At 37.4% G+C, this 25559-nt stretch carries 18 protein-coding genes; 2 read left to right on the forward strand and 16 right to left on the reverse strand.

Going from position 1 to position 25559, the window contains the following annotated elements; all coding sequences use genetic code 11:
• Positions 1-69: 69 nt before the first annotated feature.
• Positions 70-1506 carry a catalase gene (locus IGJ03_RS06325; protein WP_375804653.1) on the forward strand — a complete coding sequence of 479 codons (1437 nt, stop codon included), beginning with the start codon at positions 70-72 and terminating at the stop codon, positions 1504-1506.
• Positions 1507-1717: 211 nt separating this feature from the next.
• Here the strand turns inward: IGJ03_RS06325 and IGJ03_RS06330 are convergent, their stop codons facing one another.
• From IGJ03_RS06330 to cls, 9 genes are all read right to left on the reverse strand, one after another.
• Complete coding sequence (locus IGJ03_RS06330) at positions 1718-3151, reverse strand: cryptochrome/photolyase family protein (protein WP_429861481.1); 1434 nt, start codon at positions 3149-3151, stop codon at positions 1718-1720.
• A gap of 132 nt (positions 3152-3283) precedes the next feature.
• Positions 3284-4165, reverse strand: coding sequence for a helix-turn-helix domain-containing protein (locus tag IGJ03_RS06335; protein ID WP_002363971.1), 882 nt, complete (start codon positions 4163-4165; stop codon positions 3284-3286).
• A gap of 315 nt (positions 4166-4480) precedes the next feature.
• The gene (locus IGJ03_RS06340) at positions 4481-5902 is read right to left on the reverse strand and encodes a family 1 glycosylhydrolase (protein WP_375804652.1); all 1422 of its coding nucleotides are present in this window, start codon (positions 5900-5902) and stop codon (positions 4481-4483) included.
• Between the two features lie 16 nt (positions 5903-5918).
• Positions 5919-7772, reverse strand: a complete 1854-nt coding sequence (locus IGJ03_RS06345) for a beta-glucoside-specific PTS transporter subunit IIABC (protein ID WP_270287370.1) — start codon at positions 7770-7772, stop codon at positions 5919-5921.
• 3 nt (positions 7773-7775) lie between these two features.
• Positions 7776-8633, reverse strand: a complete 858-nt coding sequence (locus IGJ03_RS06350; RefSeq protein ID WP_002381901.1) for a PRD domain-containing protein — start codon at positions 8631-8633, stop codon at positions 7776-7778.
• A gap of 227 nt (positions 8634-8860) precedes the next feature.
• Positions 8861-9022: a hypothetical protein gene (locus IGJ03_RS06355; protein WP_002361843.1), complete on the reverse strand. Its 162-nt coding sequence runs from the start codon at positions 9020-9022 to the stop codon at positions 8861-8863.
• 108 nt (positions 9023-9130) lie between these two features.
• Positions 9131-10540: a glycoside hydrolase family 1 protein gene (locus tag IGJ03_RS06360; protein ID WP_270785439.1), complete on the reverse strand. Its 1410-nt coding sequence runs from the start codon at positions 10538-10540 to the stop codon at positions 9131-9133.
• Positions 10540-12420, reverse strand: coding sequence for a beta-glucoside-specific PTS transporter subunit IIABC (locus IGJ03_RS06365; protein WP_375804651.1), 1881 nt, complete (start codon positions 12418-12420; stop codon positions 10540-10542). Before IGJ03_RS06365 ends, IGJ03_RS06360 begins: the two co-directional genes overlap by 1 nt.
• 282 nt (positions 12421-12702) lie before the next feature.
• Positions 12703-14163 carry a cardiolipin synthase gene (gene cls, locus IGJ03_RS06370; RefSeq protein ID WP_002371124.1) on the reverse strand — a complete coding sequence of 487 codons (1461 nt, stop codon included), beginning with the start codon at positions 14161-14163 and terminating at the stop codon, positions 12703-12705.
• A 180-nt stretch (positions 14164-14343) separates the two neighbouring features.
• Here cls and IGJ03_RS06375 point away from each other — a divergent pair, with 180 nt between their 5' ends.
• Complete coding sequence (locus tag IGJ03_RS06375; RefSeq protein WP_002361848.1) at positions 14344-14895, forward strand: DUF2179 domain-containing protein; 552 nt, start codon at positions 14344-14346, stop codon at positions 14893-14895.
• A gap of 58 nt (positions 14896-14953) precedes the next feature.
• On the opposite strand, the gene IGJ03_RS06380 is transcribed toward IGJ03_RS06375, so the two are convergent.
• From IGJ03_RS06380 to IGJ03_RS06410, 7 genes are all read right to left on the reverse strand, one after another.
• Entirely contained in the window at positions 14954-15838 is an 885-nt protein-coding gene (locus tag IGJ03_RS06380) for a DUF1803 domain-containing protein (RefSeq protein ID WP_085444256.1), read from the reverse strand.
• Positions 15839-15909: 71 nt separating this feature from the next.
• Complete coding sequence (locus tag IGJ03_RS06385) at positions 15910-16836, reverse strand: manganese-dependent inorganic pyrophosphatase (protein WP_002360265.1); 927 nt, start codon at positions 16834-16836, stop codon at positions 15910-15912.
• Positions 16837-16931: 95 nt separating this feature from the next.
• A complete protein-coding gene (pflA, locus tag IGJ03_RS06390) occupies positions 16932-17696 on the reverse strand; it encodes a pyruvate formate-lyase-activating protein (RefSeq protein WP_002357530.1) in 765 nt (254 codons plus the stop codon).
• Positions 17697-17772: 76 nt separating this feature from the next.
• Positions 17773-20019 (reverse strand): formate C-acetyltransferase, encoded by a 2247-nt coding sequence (gene pflB, locus IGJ03_RS06395; protein WP_002357529.1) that lies wholly within the window; start codon positions 20017-20019, stop codon positions 17773-17775.
• 289 nt (positions 20020-20308) lie between these two features.
• Entirely contained in the window at positions 20309-22771 is a 2463-nt protein-coding gene (gene parC, locus IGJ03_RS06400) for a DNA topoisomerase IV subunit A (protein WP_002357527.1), read from the reverse strand.
• A 12-nt stretch (positions 22772-22783) separates the two neighbouring features.
• Positions 22784-24841: a DNA topoisomerase IV subunit B gene (parE, locus tag IGJ03_RS06405; RefSeq protein WP_085444255.1), complete on the reverse strand. Its 2058-nt coding sequence runs from the start codon at positions 24839-24841 to the stop codon at positions 22784-22786.
• Positions 24842-25045: 204 nt separating this feature from the next.
• A complete protein-coding gene (locus tag IGJ03_RS06410; protein ID WP_438711099.1) occupies positions 25046-25474 on the reverse strand; it encodes a CoA-binding protein in 429 nt (142 codons plus the stop codon).
• Positions 25475-25559 lie beyond the last annotated feature (85 nt).

Here is a 25559-nt window from a genome sequence, read left to right on the forward strand (position 1 = left end):
CATTATTTTTGTTATGCAGAGTGTTTTTTTTATACAATGAGTATAATTTTAGATGAAGGAGTGTTTTAGGTGAAAAATCAACATTTAACTACGTCACAAGGAAGTCCAGTTGGCGATAATCAAAATTCGCTAACTGCAGGAGAATTTGGTCCTGTCCTAATCCAAGACGTTCATTTATTAGAAAAATTAGCTCATTTTAATCGTGAGCGCGTGCCAGAACGGGTTGTTCATGCCAAAGGTGCTGGTGCTCATGGGATTTTCAAGGTGAGCCAATCAATGGCACAATATACTAAAGCCGATTTTTTATCTGAAGTTGGCAAAGAAACACCTTTATTCGCTCGTTTTTCAACTGTAGCTGGAGAATTAGGTTCATCAGATACATTGCGTGATCCTCGCGGTTTTGCGCTTAAATTCTATACAGACGAAGGAAATTACGACTTAGTTGGCAATAATACGCCCATTTTTTTCATTCGTGATGCAATTAAGTTTCCAGATTTTATTCATAGCCAAAAAAGAAATCCGCGGACGCATTTGAAAAGTCCAGAAGCAGTTTGGGATTTTTGGTCTCATTCACCAGAAAGCCTTCATCAAGTAACAATTTTAATGAGTGATCGTGGCATTCCGTTGTCGTTCCGTCACATGCATGGTTTTGGTAGCCATACATTCAAATGGGTCAATGCTGCTGGAGAAGTATTTTTTGTTAAATATCACTTCAAGACGAATCAAGGAATCAAAAATCTAGAGAGTCAATTAGCAGAAGAAATTGCTGGGAAAAACCCAGATTTCCATATTGAAGATTTGCATAATGCTATTGAAAATCAAGAATTTCCTTCTTGGACATTATCTGTGCAAATTATCCCGTATGCAGATGCGTTAACAATGAAAGAAACACTTTTTGATGTAACAAAAACGGTTTCTCAAAAAGAGTATCCGCTGATTGAAGTTGGCACGATGACTTTAAATAGAAATCCAGAGAATTATTTTGCAGAGGTTGAACAAGTAACCTTTTCACCAGGGAATTTCGTTCCTGGTATTGAAGCTTCTCCAGATAAATTATTGCAAGGACGTTTGTTCGCTTATGGGGATGCACATCGTCATCGTGTGGGCGCTAATAGTCACCAATTGCCAATCAACCAAGCAAAAGCGCCTGTAAATAACTACCAAAAAGACGGCAATATGCGTTTTGACAATGGCAATAGCGAAATTAATTACGAACCAAATAGTTATACTGAAACACCAAAAGAAGATCCTACGGCGAAAATTAGTTCCTTTGAAGTTGAGGGAAATGTTGGTAATTATAGCTATAATCAAGATCACTTTACACAAGCAAACACTTTGTATAATTTGCTGCCAAGCGAAGAAAAAGAAAACTTAATTAACAATATAGCGGCATCTTTAGGTCAAGTGAAAAATCAAGAAATCATCGCGCGTCAAATTGATTTGTTCACTAGAGTAAATCCAGAATATGGAGCACGCGTCGCACAAGCCATCAAGCAACAAGCATAATTTATATAACGTACGTGACAAAACCAGTCTAGATAAACTAAGGACTGGTTTTGTTTGCTTTTCAATGCTTTTTATTCTACTTTGTATAATGTATATTATGTAAACTAGAATAAATAAAAAACTTTAGCCGATAACTTGCCACTTCTCTTTCGACCAATCAATTCACCCAACTAACCTTACAGTTGTTTGCTAAGCTAGTTGGGTTTACTGTTTATTGAAACCTTGGATTGTTCATTTCTTGATGAATTTCTTTGCTCGCTTCATATAGAAATAATGTTTGTTTTTTACTTGATGCATAATCGACAATGGGTTTTGGATAATTTTCTCCTAAATGTACATGATATTGCGTTTGTAAGGCTTCGTTCATTAGATTTGGTTGATGAATATACTTTTGTGGCACTTGTTTAAGTTCTGGAACATATTTTTTGATGAACTGGCCGTCATTATCAAATTTTTTTGACTGGATAATTGGATTAAAAATCCGAAAATACGGGACAGCGTCCGTTCCTGTCGAAGCAGCCCATTGCCAGCCACCGATATTATTGGCGGCATCATAATCAATCAACATTTTTTGAAAGTATTTTTCACCCCAACGCCAATCGATGTGTAAATTTTTAACTAAAAAAGAGGCAGTGATCATTCTTAAGCGATTGTGCATCCAACCAGTTTGATTCAGTTGTCGCATTGCGGCATCAATTATAGGGTACCCCGTCTCCCCTTTTTGCCACTTGGCAAACATTTCTGGGTCATTTGTCCATTGAATATAACGAAATTTTTCTTGAATAGCTTCCTCTTTTTGTTGTGGAAACGCACTATAGATCATATTGTAAAAGTCACGCCAAGCTAATTCTTTTTTGAAGGTTTCTTTACTTAAGCTAGAAGGCGCAGATGCAAGCTCTTGCCAAATAGTGCGAATCGAAAGTTCTCCCGTTCTTAAAAAAGTAGACAGATGACTCGTTTGATCCTGATAAGGGAAATCACGCTTATTTTCATAGGATTGAAGTTTTTGATCAATAAAAGTATTTAAGCGCCTTCTGGCTGTTTCTTCGCCGACACTATAGTGTGTTAAAGGAATTCTTGCAATCTGTTCCCCATATGCTGCTTCCTCTTCTGGAAAAAGACACGCACTAAAAATTTTTTCAGCTGTATAGGAAACAGGAATCGGGGTTTCTTTAGGCGCCTCTTTCCATTTATTGTAATAGGGCGTAAACACTTGGTACTTGCTACCATCGTTCTTCTTAATTTCTTCAGAGCCATGCAAATAGGCATCTTGAAAAGAGAAAGACTGAATATTATTTTCTTCAAAAAAGCGCATAGCTTGCTGGTCCCGCTTTGCCCCAAAGCCACAAGTATCTTCATTAAAATAAATGGCCTGCCAATCGGGTAATTTGCGTTTCAAACGTGAAAATAAACCTAACGGCTCGCCGACCATGATTTGTAAATGTGCCTCTTGATCGATTCGTTCTTTAAACGAGGCTAAACTTGCAAAAAAAGCGTTATGATTAGCACTTTCTTGAATAAATTGTTGAGGATTCATTTGGAATAATAAAATCAATTCATCAGCTGCAGAATTTTGTAACGCGTGTGCTAATGCTTTATTATCCTGTAATCGTAAATCACGTCTAAACCACATTACTCTTTTCATTTTTAAATCCTCCTAAATACTTCGTCTTGCTTATCGTAACCGTGACTGCTGATTTTTAAAAGTAACTTGCCTAGACTTTTCAAAAAGCCGATAAAAACTGGGTTTTCAGCTTTTATCGGCTTTTTGATTAAATTAATAGGAAATATTAAAAGCTTTCATATCTTTCTCAATATATTGTAGGACTTCTGTATTGCCAAAAAATTGTGTAAAATAATAGGCTTGACGATAGTCATCGGCTGTGTCTTCCCCGAGCATTTGTTTGTTAAAGGCTTTTTCATATAAAAGATAATCTAGCAAATAAATGGAGTGTTTGTCACGACAAATCTGAATCCCTTTTTCGCTTAAAATGACACTTTTTTGGTAGTCTTTCATTTCCGAGTAGAATTTAGCAGAATTATAATAAATTCTACAACGCTCCAAGGAACATTCTAATTTAAATTGTTCCAATTCTTGTAATGATTTTTCGTAATACACTTGCGCTTTTCTCATATCTTTTTCCAGTTCATATAGCGTACCTAGCGCATTCAGGCTTAAAATGTTGTAAATATTGACTTTACGGTCAATTTCCGCGCCCCGGTATAGGTAAAACAAGGCCTCTGCTTTATCTTTTTTTCCTAATAAACAAGTAATTCCCTTATAATATAACAATTTAGTCGTTAGTTCATTATTAGATAAGATAAGACCTTCAGGCACTTCTTGTAATAAATTGTAGGCCTCTAAGTGAAATAACCGTAAAGATAAATCCTCGACTTTGTTTAGTAGATTTTCAATTTTCTTTTCTTCAGAAATCATCATACATTCTTCTACTTCTAAATCTAATCGGAGGCAAATAGATGAGAAAATATCTAAACTGTCACATAGATTACGGTTTTCAATATTACTAATTGTTGCTTGCGTACAGATGCCGTTAGCCAGCTCTGATTGTGTGATTTTTTTAAGTTTTCTCGCTTGTTTTATTTTGTCTCCTGCTACCTTCACGAACAGACCTCCACTTGTATTATTATGTAAATTCATTAAAAAATGTTATACTTTGATTATCAATTAAAGGAGGTACATGCTATGTTTGATTTACTTGCATTATTGACTGGAACATCAACTTATGGCAACGTTCCCCATGTTTAATTAGTCAATGCGTGTCAAGTATGGTCTTCCATACTTGGCATGTTTCCTTTAAAACTGATTCAATCATACTACAAACGGATAGACAAATACAACCGAAAATCATTGGTTTTTTATTAAGAAAAAGAACAGCAAGAAGTGATAACTACTTCTTGCTGTTCTTTTGTTTAGTTAGGTGTATTTAGATTTAAAATGATTTGTTTCTTCTTTTTAACAACCTTGCGGATAATCTCTAATTAATTGTTGATACCAATAAAAAGAATCTTTCCGATAACGGTCTAATGTTCCTGTACCATCGTCGTGTTTATCTACGTAAATAAAGCCATAACGTTTTTTCATTTCACCTGTTGTGGCACTGACTAAATCAATCGGTGCCCAAGTTAAATAACCAATTACCTCAATAAAATCTTCTGTCATGGCTTTTTGGACTTGCTCAATATGTTGTTGTAAATAATGAATACGATAGGTGTCGTGCACAGTTCCATCTTCAAAAACATCAACCGCTCCTAAGCCATTTTCCGTTATCATAATTGGTATCCCATAACGTTGGTAAAGCATATTTAATAAATAACGAATACCCATAGGATCTATTGCCCAACCCCATTTAGAAACTTCCAAGTGAGGATTTTGAGTGCCACCCCATAGAGAACCTTCAGCGTCGTCGTCTCCTTCAAATTTTGCAACTTCGCTAGCATAATAGTTTAAACCAATCCAATCAATTTTACCTTCAGAAAATGCTTCCTGATCTTCGGGCGAAATAGTAATGTGGAGTCCAAGTTTCTCATATTCCTTTTGTTTATAAAGTGGAAAGGCTCCATTGCACATTGCATCTATCTGATAAAAATCACGAGTTGTTTGTTTTAATGAGTTTAATGCATTCGTTGGATGGCAATCTTTCGCATAGGCTGGTGTCAAACCAAAAACACAACCAATTTGGAAATCAGGATTAATTGCATGGCCTAATTGAACGGCTTTAACTCCGGCAAGTGTCATATTATAGCCAATTTCAGCTAACACTTGTGATCGATGTTGGATTTTATCGTATTCTAAACCTGTCAAAATATAGGTGAAAGGTTCAGAAGCGTTTGAGGTCGGATCGAGGTGATTCATTTCGTTAAACGTAGACCAATAAGTAACCTTCTCTTTAAACGCTTCAAAAACAGTCTGACAGTAATGCAAATAATAATCAATAACTTTCCGATTTTTCCATGAACCATATTGTTTGACTAAATGAACTGGCATTTCAAAATGATACAAAGTGACAATTGGTTCGATTCCCTGACTGAGTAATTCATCAATGATTTGATGATAGAAAAACAAACCTTCTTCATTCGGTTCGGCTTCATCTCCTTTTGGAAAAATTCGTGACCAATCAATGGAAATGCGGAGTGACGTAAAACCCATTTCTGCAAATAAGGCGATATCTTCCCGATAGCGATGGTAAAAATCAATGCCAGTATGCGAAGGATAATACTTGTCTGCCTCAATGGCCTGGGTGATTTCTCGCGGCTGATCTACGGCACCCGCTGTAACCAGATCCATGATTGCTAAGCCTTTGCTGCCTTCTTGATAAGCCCCTTCTAATTGATGAGCGGCGATACTGCCGCCCCATAAAAATTTTTCTTTTTTCATGATAGGTCTCTCCTTTTTATACCACGATATTTAGCATTTCTTGATCATACGAAGCACATTCTCCTGTAGTTCCGATAACATCTAAAAATTCATTCGTATTGGTAATTACACAAATAACAGTATCTGAAAGTCCCTGTTGGCGAATGTAATCAAAATCAACGGTGACTAATGATTGTCCTTGTTCAACGTGCTCGCCTTCTGTCACATGGACAGTGAAACCTTTACCATTTAAAGAAACAGTGTCAATACCGATATGAATCAATAGTTCTACACCGTCTGCATTTTTAAGTCCGATGGCATGCTTTGTCGGAAAAACCGAAACAACCTCGCCAGAAAAAGGTGCAACCACTTCGGTATCAGTTGGAACGATTCCAACACCTTTACCTAATGCTTCTGTTGAAAAAGCCGCATCTTCTACTTCACTTAGAGGGATGACGGTTCCTTTAATTGCTGCAAAAACAGGATTTTTGGTTAGTAGTCGTTCTTTTTGTGTTGTTTTGTTAGTCGTTGTTTCTTTAGGTAGTTCTTTTTCTTCTGATGGAATCCCTAGGATAAACGAAGCAACTGCTGCACCGACAAAACCGACAATTACTGCGATTAGCATAGCCATAAAGTTCTTCGTATCATTTGTTTTGCCTAAATAAGAAGGCAAACTAGTTAAGCCCCACACATAGCCATAAGTTTTAACTTTTAACAGTCCAGCAATTAGTCCTCCTAAACCACCGCCAATCATTACAGCAATAAATGGCCGACGGAATTTTACGAATACACCATAGACAGCAGGTTCCGTCACTCCCATCAATGCAGTAAAACTAACTGAGCCAAATAATTCACGTTGTTTTGCTTGACGAGCACGCAGGAAGTAACCAAACATGGCTCCCGCAACAGCAATATCTGAAATTGTTGAAGCATGTAAAAAGATGCTATCATAACCTTGCTCGCTTAACATTTGCATAATAACTGGCATAACGAAATTACCAGCACCCAGTAAAATTAAGAATGGTTGGCAAGCGGCATATAAGGCTGTTACAGCCCATGAACCAACTGTATTTTGTAAAATATCACAAACGAAGAACAACGCATCACCAATCCATGTACCTAATGGTCCAAAAATCAATAATGTCACCGGTAAGGTAATCAGCATAATTAGTAATGGATTTAAAAAATATTGCAAGGCATCAGGTATCCATTTTTTAAAGCGCTCAGTTAAAATCCCCATAAACCAAACACCTAAAAAGATTGGCACAAAACTATTTGAATACGTAATTTGTGGTAAACCTAACCCAAAAATACTTAGACCTTTGACACCGTCAATTGAATCAGACAATAACGTAACCGCTAACAAAACGGCTAAATAGGGACTTGCTTTGAGACGTTTAGCTGCCGATGCTGCAATAAACACTGGTAAAAATTGAAAAGCAGCGGTACTAATTGTGTTTAACACAATAAACGTTGAGCTGTCTTCTTGAATAATTCCAAGTAATTTAAATAATGATAAAAAGCCTGCCAAAATCCCTGCAACAAAAATCGGTTCGATTAAGGGTGTCATTGTTTCACTCACGACATCGACAATTGCTTTGAATGGATTAGTCTTTTTCTTTGGTGCGTCTGTAGTTGTTTCCCCTATTCCTAACATAGGTAATAATTCTTGATAAATATCTTTCACTTGTGTGCCAACAACGACCTGATAAGCCACATTATTATCGATAACGTCAATCACTTGTTTCATTTCTTGGATTTCGGCTGTTTGGGCTTTACTACGATCTTTTAATTGAAATCTCAAGCGCGTGACACAGTGTGCAACACTATCAATATTTTCTGGTCCGCCAACTAAGACAATTAATTCTTTTAAAAATGTTTCATATTTCATTTTCTACACATCGCTTTCTTTTCGCTTTTCTGTTCGTTCAGTCATGCGATGAATGTGCATCATTAAGTATGTTTTTTCATCTTCAGAAATCAGCTTTCCAAAAGTGCCAATGACATACAATTCGATTTTTTTCACCGCACCATAAGCTTCTGGGTAGAGCTGTGAAATTTGTTGATATAACTCAGAATCGTTTTCACTATACGTATCATTGGTTAAAATCCGTTGGACGAAGTATTGTAAATGCTGCATGAAACGCGTGTAATTAATGGATTCATGATTCATTGGCGCACCAAGATGGTATTGAACGATGGACACAATATCTTTCATAATTTCTGTGACTTTTTCATTCTCTTGGCTATTTTGTACAGCTTCTTGGATATTTACCAAATGTAACGCAATTGAAGCAGCTTCGTCTTCTGGAAATGAAACGTTGTATTCTTTGTTTAATCGTTCCACCACTTCTACTCCTAATTGATAGGACTTCGGATAATAGCGCCGTACTTCCCAAAGAAGAGGATTGGAAATATATTGGCCTTTCTTACCACGTTTCAGGGCGTAATCAATATGATCTAAAAGCGTTAAATACAGGTAATCAGTTGCTTTTTTTTGAAAAAGCTCCTCCGCTCGTAAAATAATGCTACGAACAATTTCAAATAATGATTCTTCTGTATTCGCTAACAAATAACTAAAATGCTCTAAAACATCTGCCGAGTCTAACACAAAGACTTTGTCTACTTCTTCTTTAGAAACTGATTGGCCTACTTTTTTTCGAAAAGCAATTCCTTTAGAATAGACGATTACCTCATTGGTTCCTTTTGTTAAAATCGCTACATTGTTATTTAGTATTTGTTTGACTTTCATATAACCCCTTCTTCCTATAAAAAAACCGCGAAAAAAACTCAACAAACAAACTGTCATCCTTAACCCATGTAAAGATTTATAACAGTTGTCTGTTGAGTTCTGCCTGGTCGAACCAGTGACATACTCTTTTCTTGCAACCCCTTGTTGCAATCGTTTTCTTCTTATCCATATAATAACAATTTTTATTCGAAATTACAACATCTTTTTGTCTGTTTTATCATTTCCCCTTAATTCCAAAGCACAGAGATTAAATAATACAACAACATGATCCCTACAAATACACCGAGCATTAGTAAAACATACCACCAATTTTTGGCGCTATAGGTTTCATTTTTATCTTTTTCGGTTCGTTTCCCGGCAGCCCATTTCCATAAATCGTAATTATTCATCTCTCTCACCACCTTTAATGGGTTTGTTAACTTAAGTCTAACACGGAATGAGAGAACTTGAAAACAAAAGGATCACCCACTTATGCAATGGATGATCCTTTTTGGGCACTATTCTTCTGGTAACCCATTATTTTTAATCACTGATTGGTACCAATAAAAACTATCTTTTTTAATGCGTCGTAAATCTTTTAACTCATGGTCTTCACGATTGACGTAAATAAAACCGTAGCGTTTTTTGAATCCTTGATGAGAACTTAAAATATCCATGACCGACCAAGGGCAATAGCCAAACAACTCAACGCCGTCAGAAATAGCCGCATGACAAGCAGCAATATGATCATGCAAATACGCAATTCGATAATCATCATGAATTTTTCCGTCCTCTGTTAGGTGATCTGGTGTGCCTAAGCCGTTTTCTGTAATGATTAACGGCAAACGGTATTGACGATAATAATCATTTAAAACTAAACGTAGACCAGTTGGATCAATTTGGGCACCATACTTAGAGGTTTTTAAATGTTGATTTTTTTCGATTTTAAAATAACCGTATAGATCAAAATCAATGTCCTTTTCTTTCGTACCCAATGGGTGTTGCTCATCTGTCGGTAAATAGCTAGCGACTAACGTCCGATAATAATTAAGAGCGATAAAATCTGGTTTAGCGGCTTTCAAAATTGCTTGATCTTCTGGCTGTGTTTCGGGATAAATGCCACATTTGGTCAAATACTCTTGATAGTAACCTGGGTATTCGCCAAAACAATACATTTCTAGAGCGTAATTCGTTTTAAAGTTATCATTCATACGAGCCGCCCAAACATCTTCAGGCTTATTAGAACTAGGATAAGTCATCGTTGAGGAAACAGAGGGACCGACTTTTCCCCCAGCGACCAATTGGTGACAATCATTCGTCGCTAACGCATGGGCAACAAACATATGGTAATCCATTTGTGCACGAATTTTTTCAGCATTTTCTGGTGCAACGTCGTACATATTCATTCGTTCATCGACACGAATCATTAAGTTTTGTTCGTTTGTAACTTGCCAATTTTTGACTCGATCACCAAACGCTTGATAACAAACTTGCGCATAGCGTTGAAATGCGGAAACGCAGCGACGATCCGCCCAACCATTGTATTTTTCCACCAACGCAAAAGGTAAATCAAAATGATAAAGTGTGACAAACGGCAAAATATCGTTTTCTAAAAGTGTATCAATGACGGTATTATAAAAATCGATGCCGGCTTGATTGATTTCGCCATCACCTGTTGGAATGATTCGTGCCCATGAAAGAGAAAAACGATAGGTTTTTAAGCCTAATTCTTTCATTAACGCAATGTCCTCTTTGAAACGATGGTAAAAATCGCTGGCGACTTTCGTATCTGCTTGTACAGCTGACTTTTTAAAAGAATTGTAATCAGCGACTGTTAGGCCTTTGCCGTCCTCATTCCAAGCGCCCTCAATTTGAAAAGCGGAGGAAGAAGCTCCCCATAAAAAATCGTTCTTAAATTGTTTAACCATTAGTTTTGCTCCTTTACTTGCATGAAAAATAAATTTGTTTGTGGTGTAATCTCTGTTTGTTTGGTTGTCTCAATTATAGCCATTTCCGCAGTATTTGTTATGATGACTAAGACGGTTGGATCATAACCAGCAGCTTGGATGATTTGTTTATCAAAAGAGAGCAGTTTTTGTCCTAGTCTGACCCTTTCTCCTACTTTTACGAACGTTTCAAATCCCCGCCCTTTTAATTCGACTGTATTGATTCCAATGTGAAGGAGGATTTCAGCACCATTGTCTAACTTTAAGCCAATTGCATGATGAGTTGGATATAAAGCCGTCACTTGCCCATTTCCTGGTGAAACAATTTGTTCCTCTGTCGGATAAATAGCTAGCGTTTTTCCCATTTGTTGAGAAGCAAAGACTTCATCGTTGATTTGGTCTAAAGATACGAGTTGTCCTTGAACAGGTGCTTGAATCCGTTGTTTTTCTTTGACTGTCCCTACCTCTGTCTTTAAGCCGGGTTCTTGACGTGACTCGTCAAGCGGTAAATCATTAAAGCCTAGAAAAATCGTTAATAGAAATGCACCAAAAAAAGCAATGCCACAACCTAATAAATAACAAATAAAGGCTTTGGTTCCTGCTTCTGCGTAAACTGGGATGGTCAAGAGTCCTTGGTTAGCGAAGGCTGTCCCGTAGGAACCGCCCCAGCCCATTAAGGCCCCACCTGCTGCTCCGCTAGCCACCGCATAAATCATCGGTTTTTTTAACCGCAAGTTTGCCCCATAAATGGCTGGTTCTGTGATACCAAATAATGCAGTCACTGTTGCAGAGGCAGCAACAGCTTTCAAGTTTTTATTTTTTGTGCGGACAAACATGCCAAATGCGGCGCCCGCTTGAGAAAAGTTCGCTGCACCAGCAAACGCTAGCAAATTTTGCCGTCCTGTTCGAGCGACATCATTAATCCCAATTGGCACAAGCCCACGGTGAGCCCCAAAAATGACTAAGACACACCAAATTCCGCCGATAAAACCGCCTAACAAGATGGGACTCAAATTCATTATATAATAATACAACCAATTCACGCCGTCACCTAAATAAATCCCTATCGGTCCAAATAATAATAAAGTGGCTGGAATCATTAAAAGTAATGACAGCGTAGGAACCATAATAATTTTTAGAACTTCTGGAATGACTTTTTCCAAAAAGCGTTGCACATAAGCTAAAATAAAAATTGCAAGAATAATAGGAATTACTGTGGAAACGTAATTGGCTTTGGTCACATGTAATCCAAACAAGGTAACCGCTGATTTTTCAGTCATTAATGAAACGATGGTCGGATAACATAAGGTAGCACCAATTACCATGGCGATATATTCGTTTGTTTTGAAAACCTTAGCAGCTGAATAACCTAAAATAACTGGCATAAAATAAAAAAGTGCATCGGAAGCGGCGCTTAAAATAATATACGTATTCAAAGGTTTTAAATCGACCTGGTAAAAATTGTTTGCGACCATCACAGCAATAGCTAAAATTCCTTTTAACATGCCAGAAGCGGCAATTGCTGGTACGACAGGCGTGAAAATCGCGGCAACAGTATTTAAAATTCGATTGGCTAATGAATTTTTTTCTTTTGTAGATGTTTTGGTCGTAAGTTGCTTAGCCAACAAAGGTTCTAGAGCATTATAAACATGCGCGACTTTATTGCCTAAAACCACTTGATACTGCCCGCCACTTTCAACAACAGAAATGACACCTTCTGTTTGTAGTAAGGCTTCTTTGTTCGCTTGTTTCGTATCTTTCAATACGAAACGCAATCGTGTATAACAATGTGTGACATCCACGATATTGTCTTTGCCACCTACGTCTTTCAAAATTTCTTTTGCTATTGCTTGGTAGTCCATGATGACCACTCCTTATCTATAAAATAACAGCTCAATAAAAAAGACCAAATCACACATGCACGTTTCAGCAAACACACTCAATATTTGCTCGTCGTGAATGTCCCTTTGATCTGATCTACGTAATAACTATGTTTCTCACGATAGAATAGCTGATTGAATTTATTTTTAATTTACCATTATTTAGAGGGATTATCAATGAATTAGGTAGACCACTTCAGTGTTTTGTTACTAAAATCAGCAGTGAAAATAGTAGTTTACTACATTCACTGCTGATTTATTTGATTACAAGACTGGGGACAACAAGCGTGAAAAGTTTTGCTTGAAGCGTAGCCAGTACCCTTGTTTTTTAATTATCTCGTCGGTTAGTAAGACACTTTTTTCTATATCTTCTTCAAAGACTTGCGCTAACATCCACGCAATGTCGGGATTGTAAATAAACGTACTTACCTCAAAATTCAATGAATAACTGCGAATATCTTGGTTTGTTGTCCCAACCATAGCTAATTCATCATCAATCACCATTGTTTTTGCATGAATAAACCCACTATCATAAATATAAATTTTAATGCCGCGTTTGTGTAAGTAATTCGCGTAATATTGTGTTGCGCGGTAAATAAAGGGATGGTCAGGCATACAAGGAATCATAATTCGCACGTCGACACCTGAACGAACCGCCACTAACAACGCATTAATCATACTATCGTCAGGGATTAAATACGGTGTTTGAATCCAGACACTCTTTTCTGCAGAAAAAATCATCCGAACAAACCCGCTTTTCAAAATTTCTTCTTCTGAATCAGGACCATCTGAAACAACTTGTAAGGACAAATGCTCCACTTCATGATCTTCTGGTAATTTAAAATATTTTTCATGATACGTCATACGTTCTTCAGGATATTTGACTGAAGCATTCCAATCCATGATAAATATCTCTTGCAATGAAAATACGGCCGTCCCGACCAAACGAATATGGGTATCTCGCCAGTAACCAAATTTTTCGGTGACATTCAAATATTGATCCCCAACATTGAACCCGCCGGTCCAGCCAATTTTCCCATCGATGACAACAATTTTCCGATGCAAGTGATAATTTAGACGTGTTTTACGGATCATATCGCGAGAAGTAATAAAGGGAGCTACTTTTCCTCCAGCGTCAACGTAACGAGCAAAAAACTTTTTATTTGCGCCGGGTGAACCCCAAGGATCGTAAATTAAGTAAACTTCCACGCCTTCATGCAACTTTTCAATTAATACATCTAAAAATTGATTGCCAATTGTGTCATTAAAAAACGCATAATACTCCACATGAACGGTTTCTTTCGCTGCACGAATATCTTCAAATAATGCTTGGAATTTTTCTTGGCCATCTGTGAATAATTGCAAACTATTTCTTTTGGCCAACGGTGATGCGTCCATATTCCGGAAATAACGATTTAAAACTTTCGCATCATAAAGTAAATCATAACGTTTATCGCGCCCTGCTTTTTTGTTATCAACGTCCACTTTTTCTTTAATTCGTTGAACCATTTGTTTTTCATCATCAGACAATTTAAAAACTTCTTGTCCATCGATACCTCGCCCACAGAATAAGTAAATAATAAAGCCGATACCAGGCAAGAAAATCAACGTCATCATCCATGCTAAAACGCTGGAAATACTACGAGGTTTTCTAAAAACAGTAATTAAGGCAGCAATAACGTTAATTACTAATAAAAATAACAAAATCCAAACAAAAATTTTCATCGCTTACCTCCTTTTTACTTCATACTAAGATTATATCAAATAACAGTTAAATTAGGCGAATAATATGAGCGAGTATTCAAAAAAGAATTCATTTCTATAAGTGTTTCGCCTTTGATTCTCAGTTTTTCTGTACTATAATGAGGGCTGGATGTAAAGATTTTGAAAAGAGGTACTTATTTTATGGTCGTTGATTTGAAAATGTTAGCTATGATTTTTATCATTAATTTTGCGTATATTACCTTAAATACTATTCGTTTTATGTTAACGATGAAAGGTTATCGGGTTATTGCACCGCTGGTTAGTATGGCTGAAATAACAATTTATGTCTTAGGGCTGAGTATGGTTCTGAATCGGTTAGACAATCCTTTAAATTTACTTGTTTATGCGCTTGGTTACGCTGTTGGCATTAGTGTAGGAATTAAAATCGAAGACTATTTGGCCTTGGGTTATATTATGGTATCGGTTATCCTACCTTCTACTACTGAACAATTTCATTTACCAGAAACACTTCGTGAACACGGCTATGGTGTTACACAAAGTGTTGCCTACGGACGCGAAGGAGAACGAATGGTTTTAGAAATTCTTTCCCCAAGAAAAAACGAACGTACATTGTACAAATTAATCAATCAATTAGAGCCGAGAGCATTTATCATTTCCTATGAGCCTAAGTTCATTTCTGGTGGTTTTTGGACGAAAAAAGTTCGCAAAAGAAATGACGCCATTTCTCACTAAGAAGCGGCGTCATTTCTTGTTATCGATTTTCAGTTTACATAATAAAATTATCGTAACTTTAATGTATTCTAAGATAACTTAGAGAGTTCATACCTAGTTGCTCAATCAATTGTTGCATAAAAATTAAGCGTTCGATGGCCGATCGGTTAGCAATTTTTTCATAATAAAATGCTAGAATATCCGACTGTGCTTCTAAAGGCTCGGCTTGTTCCGTTGCTACTGGTAAAAGGAGTTTTAAGTGGTCCTGGTCAATCGTAATCACTTGGGTCAAGTGCAAACTTTCTTGAAAAATATTAGGCACAGTACTGACTTTGCGGCCTCGCAGAGCTTGTTTAATGACTCTTCTCGCTTGCGAAAGATAGTATTCAGGATTTACGTCCCCTAGCAAGTCATATAAAGCGCTGAAGGCTTCTGGCAAGGATTGCTCTTTGCCCAAGTAATCAAAATAACGAGGCATTGTTGGAACCTCTGTCTTTTCTTTTTCAAGCGTAATTATAGATAGTTGTGCCGACGCCAATCTTTGTTTTTGATAAAATGAGAGGCCACCGCTCACGCCAAAAAAATAGTCTTCCTCTTCTGGAAACACTTGTGGCCAAAAAGATTCAGCTAGCCAAAATAATTGCTCTGTTACAGTTCCTTTAAACTTAGGAAGTTCGTCTTCAGCCAAGGTCAAACTCGCAACTTCAGCTGCCGTATAAATAGGAAAATTCAAACGATATTGACGATTTTCCCGAATGATTAACTGACAATCAATCATTTCTGATAAAAATTGTTCTAACTTGGCTTCTGTTGCAAAGGCCGCTTTTAATTGTCTTAAAATGATTCTTTCTTCCCGATGTTCATACATAAAAGTAACAAGAGGGAAAAAAAGTGATTGGTTGAGCAAATGATTGTATTGTTTCGTTTGTTGCGGAGAATGATAGTAAATTGCTAAATCATTCATGTTAACGCCCCTTTACTATTGAAGCGCCTAAGCAACAAGGAATTTATCGCGTTGCTTAGGCGCTTACGGTTTTAGTTAAAGACTTCTGTTAATTGTGGTACTACTTGTTTTTTACGAGAAACAACGCCTGGTAAGAACGCACGATTGTTAACTAGTGTTACATTGAACGCTGCTTCAATTTTGGCTTGTTCCGCACCAATCGCTAATAATTCAGAATCACTGTCTAAGATATTCGTAATAATTAAGACAAACAAGTCATAATTATTGGCTGCATTTTCTGCGGCCATAGCTGCTTCTAATTCAGCTTGACGATCTAAAACTTCTGCTAAGTCGACGGTATTTACTTGGGCAACGCGAACTGTTTTGCCGTTCATTGGGAAGCTCTTAGCATCTAAATCTAAAAGAACTTCAGCTGATTTATCGCTTAAATTTGTTCCTGCTTTTAATAAGTCAAGACCATAGCCTTCTAAATTAATTTCAGCAATATCAGCTAGGGCGTGCGCTGCATCGATGTCTTCTTGTGTGCAAGTTGGTGATTTAAATAATAATGTATCAGAAATAATCGCTGAGACCATCATACCAGCAATTTGAGCTGGAATTGTCACGTTATTTTCTTTAAACATTTTATAGATGATTGTACTGGTACACCCTACTGGTTCTGCACGATAATACAATGGATCTGCTGTTTCGAAGTTGGCAATCCGGTGATGATCCACTACTGCTAAAATGTTTACTTCAGCGATATCTGAAATGCTTTGTTGGAATTCGTTATGATCCACTAACATGACTTGGTTTGTTTCGCTAGCTGCTTCAGTGACAACACGTGGTGCTTCAATATTGAAGTAATCTAAGGCATATTGTGTTTCTTCACTTGGTGTTCCTAAAGCGACAGCTTCTGTCTCTTTTCCTAATTCTTTTTGTAAGTAAGCAAAACTAATTGCTGCTCCGATAGCATCTGTATCAGGATTTTGGTGTCCAAAAACTAAAATTTTTGACATAATACACACTCCTTGGTTTTGATTCACTCTTAATGATAACAAAAAATAGAAAAGAAACAACAAAAAAATTGTCTTCTTTTCTATTTTTTCGTTTGTTAACGTGCTAGATAACCTTGATAGTCCTCGACATGTAGTAGTTTTTTCGCATTTTCAACACGATCATTTTTAGGAGGCTCAATTCCTTCTAATGGATAAGGAATACCTAGTTCTTCCCATTTGTACTTGCCCATCGTATGATAAGGAAGCACTTCAACTTTATCTACATTGTTTAATGTTTTTATGAAGGCATCCAGACGGATTAAATATTCGTCGTAATCACTACGTTGAGGCACCAATACGTGGCGAATCCAAACAGGTTTGTCAATTTCAGATAAATAGGTAGCCATTTCCAAAATATTATCATTTGATTGCGTTGTTAACAGTTTATGCTGCTCGTTATCAATATGTTTGATGTCGAATAAGAGTAAATCTGTGTACTTCATCAATTCATCAAATTGACTAATGAAGGGTTCTTCCCGAGTAAAAGGTTTACCACACGTATCTAAGGTTGTATGAATGCCTTGTGCTTTGGCTTTTTTAAATAAATCGATTAAAAAGTCCATTTGCAATAGCGGCTCACCACCACTGACAGTGATACCACCCTTTTCGCCCCAATAAGAGCGAAAACGTAATGCTTCCTCTAATACTTCGTCAGTCGTCACCACACGACCACCGGAACCAATTTTCCAAGTATCTGGATTATGACAGAATTGACATCTCATGCGACACCCTTGTGTAAATACGATAAAACGGACACCTGGACCATCAACGGTACCAAAATTTTCTGTTGAATGAATTCTACCTGTAACTGGTGTTGTCATAATGATCCCTCTTCTTTCAAACGAAAAGGATGACACGTTAAATGTCACCCTTTCAGTTAAATAATGTAAATGTTTTTTATAGTCTGTCGTGTGAAGTTCTTGAAATAACGTCTGCTTGTTGTTCAGGAGTTAAGTCACGGAATTTCACGGCATATCCAGATACACGGATAGTTAAGTTTGGATATTTTTCTGGATGTGCTTGTGCATCTAATAATAATTCGTTTGTAAATACGTTTACGTTTAAGTGGTAACCACCTTTATCGAAGTAGCCATCTAATACGTTACGTAAGTTGTTAATTCTTGTGTCGTCGTCTTTACCTAAACCATTAGGGTTGATGGTTTGTGTATTAGAAATACCATCTAAAGCGATTGTATATTCTAAACGAGCTGTTGAGTTTAATGAAGCTAATAAGCCATTTTTCTCACCTAAGAATTTACCGTCTTGATAACTTGGGTTCGCACCTGGTGCAAGAGGTTTGCCGGCACGACGTCCGTCAGGCGTGTTCCCTGTTGCTTTACCATAAACAACGTTTGAAGTGATTGTTAATAATGAAGTCGTTGGTTTAGAGTTACGGTATGTGTGTTGACGTTTAATTTGTGTCATAAAGTAATCTAAAATCCAGTTAGCCATTGCATCGGCTTCTTCGTTATCGTTTCCGTATGTTGGGAATTCTTTTGTTGGTACATAATCAATTGCCATACCATCTTCGTCACGGATTACTTCTACTTCACCGTGTTTAATTGCCATGATACTATCAGTCGCATGAGAGATTCCGGCAATACCAGTTGCGAATGTCCGTTGTAAATCAGTATCCATTAAAGCTAATTGTGGTGCTTCATATGCATATTTATCATGCATGTAATGAATAATGTTTAATGTGTTAACGTACAATTCAGCTAACCAGTCTAAGATGTCTTTATAGCGTTCCATGAATTCATGGTAATCTAATTTGTCACCAGTCATTGGACGATATTTTGGTGCTACTTGCATTTTAGTTTTTTCGTCGACCCCGCCGTTAATTGCATAAAGAACAGCTTTCGCTAAGTTCGCACGAGCGCCGAAGAATTGCATATCTTTACCCATAACTGTTGCAGAAACACAACATGCGATTGCGCAGTCGTCAGAACCCCAGTTTTCACGTAATAAGTCATCGTTTTCAAATTGGATAGATGAGCTTTCTTTCGCGATTTTAGCTGCATATGTTCTGAAGCCTTCTGGTAAGTGAGAAGAATACAATACAGTTAAGTTCGGTTCTGGAGATGGTCCCATGTTTGTTAAGGTGTGTAAGATACGGAAGTCATTTTTGGTAACTAATGAACGACCGTCAATACCCATACCAGCAATAGATAATGTTGCCCAAATTGGATAACCAGAGAATAATTGGTTGTATTCTGGTGTCCGTGCAAATTTAACCATACGTAATTTCATGATTAAATGGTCAATCATTTCTTGTGCTTCAAATTCAGTGATTAAACCAGCTTCTAAGTCACGTTGGATATAGATGTCTAAGAATGCTGAGATACGACCAATTGACATTGCCGCACCATTTTGAGATTTAATGGCACCTAGGTAACCAAAGTATAACCATTGGATTGCTTCTTGCGCATTTGCAGCAGGACGAGAAATATCGAAACCATAAGAAGCAGCCATTTGTTTTAAGTCATTTAACGCACGGTATTGTTCAGAAATTTCTTCACGTAAGCGAATAACATCGTCTGTCATTTCTTTGTTACCAGTGTTATCATGATCTTTTTTCTTTTGTTCCATTAAGTAGTCGATACCGTATAATGCGATACGACGATAGTCACCGATAATACGGCCACGGCCATAAGCATCTGGAAGACCAGTAATGATTTTGTTTTTACGTGCTAAACGCATTTCAGCTGTGTAGGCATCAAAAACACCTTGGTTATGTGTTTTTCTGTATTCTGTGAAGATTTTTGTCATTTCTTCGTCAGTTTCATAACCATTTGAAACTAAGGCATTGTTCGCCATTTTAATACCACCGAATGGCATAAATGCTTGTTTTAATGGTACATCTGTTTGTAAACCGACAATTTTTTCTTCTTCTTTGATTAAGTAACCAGGTTCATGTGACGTAATAGTTGCTGGGATATCGCTATCCATGTCATAAACGCCATTTTTTTCATGTTGGATTTCAAATAATTCTTGTAGTTTTGTCCATAATTTGTCAGTGCTTGGAGCGATTGGTTCTAAGAAACTGTCGTCGCCTTTGTACTCTGTGTAGTTGTTTTGAATAAAATCACGAGTGTCAACGCTTGTTCTCCATTTGTCGCCTTTAAAGCCTTCCCATTGTTTCATGAAGTGTTTGCCTCCTTAGTTAACTGCTACTTTATTGTATGTAACAGCTTTATGTGATTAGTATAACACATAACCTTTTAGATGCAAGCGTTTTTTTATTATTTATTGCACTTTCTTAATAAATAAATGGGGAGCAAAGATTCTAAATGCTGATATATAAACATTTATACTTGTGAAAATAAGAACGATTTATAGTTGTTATCACTTGTGAAAAATGTACTTCTGTATTAAAAACAGCAGCCATCTGTATTAATACAGATGGCTGCTGTGGAGATATTTATAACACAGTTTAGTTTGTTTGTTCTTCTTCAATCACTGCAGAATGCATCTCGTGGACTTCCATTACTTGGCCATCTTTTTGTTCATCGATGACAAAGGAACCGTTGGATGTTCGTTCACTGATTGGATAGTTTTTCGACTGAATAACTTCTTGTGTGCCTTTTTGTGTAGTAACTAATAAATCTAAATCGGTACTTTCAGACATAAAGACAACACGATGTGGATTTTTCTTCAATTCCCGTAAGACCATTAATCCACGTTTTGCTCTTCCTAATTGTGTTAATTCTTGGGCTAACATGCGTTTAACACCGCCACGTTGGGTAACGATGACAATCGGTGTATCCCCTTCAGAATGAACCAGTAAACCATTAACGACATAATCGTCTTCTTTGAGATTCATTGATTTAACTCCAGCCGCTTTACTACCCACGACTGGTACTTCATATAATGGATAACGTAAGCCAAAACCGCGATTGCTAACGAGGAAAACATCCAATAAGTCTTGATCATTTGTTAAATAAACATTGGTAATTTCATCTTGGTCTGATTTTAATTTCATACAAGATGTCGGGCGGCTCTTATAAGTGCGCCAAGGCTCAAAATCAGCCATTTTGGTTTGTTTAATCATGCCAGCTTTTGTAATGAAAACAAAGGTTTTTGTCGGACTTAACTCTTTATAAGGATATACAGCAATAATCGATTCATCGATAGCAAGATTTAAAATGGTTTGAGAAATATGTTCGCCAATTTCTTTCCAGCGTAAATCTGGCAACTCATGGACGGGGCGATAAATCATATTCCCTTTATTTGTTACTAGTAAAAGATGATCTAATGTATTGACTTCGCCAGCATATAGTAAAAAGTCGCCTTCTTTCATGCCGATTTCTTCTGGTTTTGATGCTGTATAAGAACGAATACTACTCCGCTTGATATAGCCTTCGTGCGTCACGGTTACGACCACGTCTTCCTGCGCAACTAACACGGCTGTTTCAATCTTGATTTCTTGGATTTCCTCTTCAATTTGAGTTAAGCGCGGATTTCCATATTGCTTTTTAACTTCGCGAAGTTCTTTTTTCATGACTGAGAATAGTTCTTTTTCATTGTTTAAAATGTTCAATAACTCAGCAATTTGTTGTTCTAAAGTTTTCGCTTCTTCTTGTAAATCAGTAATATCCGTATTGGTTAAACGGTATAGCTGTAAAGTAACGATTGCTTCTGCTTGTTCTTCAGTAAACGCGTAGTCGGATACTAAGTTCTTCTTCGCATCTTTTTTATCTTTACTGCCACGAATTGTTGCAATCACTTTATCTAAGATAGACAATGCTTTAATTAAACCAGCAACAATGTGCTCACGTTTGCGAGCTTTGTCCAACTCAAATTGACAACGGTTAATGATAACTGATTTGCGGTGCGTAATGTAACTTTCTAAAATCCGTTTTAGTCCCACTTGTTGCGGGGTCATGTTGTCGATGGCTACCATGTTAAAGTTGTAATTGATTTGCAATTCAGTGTTTTTAAATAGATAATTTAAAATACCTTCTGCATTGACATCTTTTTTTAGTTCAACAACAATTTGCAAGCCAGTTCTGTCACTTTCGTCACGAACTTCGGCAATGCCGTCTACTTTTTTATTTAAACGGATTTCATCCATCTTCTTCACTAGCGTTGCTTTGTTGACTTCATAAGGAATTTCAGAAATGACAATTTGTTGTTTGCCGCCTTTTAAGGGCTCAATCTTTGTCTTTGCACGTAAAATCACTTTACCACGGCCGGTTTCGTAGGCTTTTTTAATTTCTGCTTTTCCTTGTAGGATCCCACCTGTTGGGAAATCTGGTCCTGGAATGTATTCCATTAATTTCTCTAAACTTGCATTAGGATGATCAATTAAATACACAGTTCCATCAATGATTTCCGCTAAATTATGCGTAGGAATTTCTGTTGCATAGCCTGCTGAAATCCCCGTTGAGCCGTTTACCAATAAATTAGGATATTTGGCTGGTAAAACAGTGGGTTCTTTTTCTGTATCGTCAAAATTCCAGACGAAATCGACGGTATTTTTGTCGATATCTTTTAACAACTCACCACTTAACTGTGATAAACGAGCTTCTGTATAACGCATCGCCGCTGGTGGGTCGCCATCCATACTTCCGTTGTTTCCGTGCATTTCAATTAGTACTTCCCGTAATTTCCAGTCTTGACTTAGACGCACCATCGCTTCATAAATACTACTGTCGCCATGGGGATGATAATTCCCCATAATGTTTCCGACAGATTTTGCTGATTTACGAAAGCCTTTATCAAAGGTATTGCCGTCTTTATTCATTGAAAAGAGAATGCGGCGTTGTACTGGTTTTAGCCCATCTCGAATATCTGGTAGGGCCCGTTCTTGAATGATGTATTTGGAATATCTTCCAAAACGATCGCCCATTACTTCTTCAAGGGTTAATTCTTGAACTTCTTGGCGTTTTTCCAAAATTGTCACTCCCTACTCTATGTCAAACAAACTGATTTCAGTGTCATCGGTTTGTTCTGCTTCTTTTGTTTTTTCCGCATCTAAAAGGCGTTCTCCTGTTGGTGCAGAAGTGTCTTCTTCTGAACGATCTAAAATACTGCCATCTTCTTCCAATGTAAATTGAACATGTTGTTCAATCCATTTTCGACGAGGTTCGACTTTGTCGCCCATTAATGTGGTCACACGGCGTTCTGCTTGAGCTGCATCATCAATCCGAACACGAATTAAGGTTCTAGTTTCAGGATCCATCGTTGTTTCCCAAAGTTGTTCTGCATTCATTTCACCCAAACCTTTATAGCGTTGGAGCATATAGCCTTTACCAACTTTATCAATCACTTCTGCCAATTCACCATCGGTCCAAGCATACTCAATGACTGATTTTTTTCCAGTTCCTTTAGAGACTTTATAAAGAGGTGGTAAGGCAATGTAGACTTTGCCGGCTTCAATTAATGGTTTCATATAACGATAGAAGAACGTTAATAGCAACACTTGAATATGGGCACCATCGGTATCCGCATCGGTCATGATGATGATTTTATCATAATTACAATCTTCAATTGAAAATTCAGGACCAACGCCTGCGCCAATCGTATAGATCATAGTATTGATTTCTTCATTTTTCAAGATGTCTTGCATTTTCGCTTTTTCCGTATTAATGACTTTTCCTCGTAGCGGTAAAATGGCTTGAAACTTCCGATCGCGTCCTTGTTTTGCTGAACCACCGGCCGAGTCTCCTTCGACAAGATATAATTCATTTTTCTTAGGATTTCTGGATTGAGCCGGGGTTAATTTTCCAGAAAGTAACGATTCGCCTTTTTTCCGTTTTTTACCGTTCCGGCTTTCTTCACGGGCTTTGCGAGCCGCTTCACGGGCTTCACGGGCTTTAATCGCTTTCCGAATTAATGATTGACTCATTTCACTGTTTTCTTGTAAATAGAAGCCCATTTGTTCGCCTACGACGTTGTCGACAACGGTTCTTGCTAAAGGTGTACCTAATTTCCCTTTGGTTTGGCCCTCGAACTGTAGTAAGTTTTCTGGTACTCGAATAGAAAGGACGGCTGCTAAGCCTTCACGGAAGTCGCTACCTTCTAAATTTTTATCTTTTTCTTTTAATAGTCCCACTTTCCGTGCATATTCATTGTACGCCTTTGTCATTGACGTTTTCATACCGACTTCGTGGGTACCGCCATCTTTTGTGCGGACATTGTTAACGAAAGATAAAACATTTTCAGAATAGCCATCGTTGTATTGGTAAGCTAATTCAACTTCAATACCTTCTTTGGCTCCTGAAAAATAAACAACGGGTGTTAATGTATCTTTTTCTTCATTTAGATAGGCAACAAATTCTTTAATGCCTTCTTCGTAGTGGAAGACCTCTTCTTTGGGTTCTTCCCCACGTTCATCTGTTAAAGTAATTTTGACGCCTTTTAATAAGAAAGCTGATTCTCTCAAACGTTCTGCTAAAATTTCGTAAGAAAAATTTGTCGTAGAGAAAATGGTGTCGTCAGGTAAAAAAGTAACGGAGGTACCGTTGCGTTTTTTTGTTTTGCCGATTTTTTTTAAGGTACCAACTGGTTTACCGCCATCCTCAAATCGTTCCATGTATTCTACGCCATCACGAATAATATGAACTTCTAACCACTTAGATAAGGCATTAACAACACTGGCACCCACCCCATGGAGTCCGCCTGAAGTTTTATAGCCACCTTGGCCAAACTTACCACCCGCATGTAAGACAGTAAAAATTACTTCTACTGTTGGGATACCAGAAGCATGCATCCCTGTTGGCATTCCGCGGCCAGAGTCTGCAACACAAATACTATTATCTTTTTGGATAGTTACGTTGATTTCATTCCCGTAGCCAGATAACGCTTCATCGACTGCGTTATCGACAATTTCATAGACTAAGTGATGGAGTCCACGGCTATCGGTTGAACCGATATACATACCAGGTCTTTTCCTCACTGCTTCCAATCCTTCTAGGACTTGGATAGAGGCATCATTGTACTCATTGTTAATTTTTTTAGCCAAAGAAAAAACTCCTTATACTTAGATTCTCGTTTAGTTAATAAGCGTACATTAACTATTTCTTAAAGAATTAGAAGAAGAGTGAGCCGGTTTCTTACGTTTTCCGTTCGCTCCTTCTAAAACCATCATTACAATAATACTCTATCTGGGTCAAAAAAAAAAGAGCTTTCCGTTCAGGACGCTCTTTCTTTATAAAATTACACGTGTTTATTCAGCATCTGCCATTTTTGCCAATTCAATTTTAATACAACGGTTCATAATAACTTGACGACCTTCATTTAATAACAAGTTCGCTGCCTCTTCATTTTCCAAACCTAGTTGGGCCCAAAAGACAGGCGCTTCTGTTTTCAATGTTTCTGCGGCCACTTCTGGCAAAAATTCACTCCGCCGAAAGACGTCAACAATATCAATCTTTTCAGGAATCTCTGTTAATGTCCCATAAACCGTTTCGCCAAGCACCGTTTCACCTTTTAAAACTGGATTGACAGGCAATACACGATAGCCATGTTGCTGTAAAATTTCCGCAATTTTGTAACTTGTGCGGTCGGGCTTGTTACTAAAACCAACCACCGCAATATTTTTTGCTTGTTTTAAAATATCAAAAATTTGATTTTGACTTGGATTCTCAAATGTCATTCACTCAACCCCTTTTTTCGTTCTTATTTATTATAACGCTGAGTAAAGGGTTTTGGCAAAATTATTCTCTGAATACCGACAAAAT

Source organism: Enterococcus sp. DIV1315a (genome assembly GCF_051712325.1).
Lineage (GTDB): Bacteria > Bacillota > Bacilli > Lactobacillales > Enterococcaceae > Enterococcus > Enterococcus faecalis.